Annotated in this window: 1 protein-coding gene; it reads right to left on the bottom strand. The window is 64.0% G+C overall.

The features are described from left to right. The coding region (locus EN862_RS35620) for a carbamoyl-phosphate synthase domain-containing protein (protein ID WP_281035877.1) at positions 1-217 on the bottom strand (217 nt) is incomplete at its 3' end. Between the last annotated feature and the right edge of the window lie 80 nt (positions 218-297).

A 297-nucleotide genomic window follows, 5' to 3' on the forward strand; every position in this document is an offset into this window, starting at 1 on the left:
TATTGTCGATATGCGGGAAGGGGAAGGTGACGATCTGGCCGGGATAGGATGGGTCCGTGAGGATTTCCTGGTAGCCGGTGAGCGCGGTGTTGAAGCAGACTTCGGCGACCGCCGATCCGGTGGCGCCGAGGCCGCGACCCTCGATGACGGTGCCGTCGGCAAGCACCAAAAGCGCGGTCGGCTTCTCGGTATTCCAAGGGGCAGTCGTCGTCGCCATGGCGGCACTCCTGTAAGGCTGCGTTACAGCGGGTCTGGGACCAACTGCGCAGCAAACGGCGCGGAGCAGCGATTTCTGCG

This window comes from Mesorhizobium sp. M2E.F.Ca.ET.219.01.1.1, assembly GCF_004016445.2.
Lineage (GTDB): Bacteria > Pseudomonadota > Alphaproteobacteria > Rhizobiales > Rhizobiaceae > Mesorhizobium.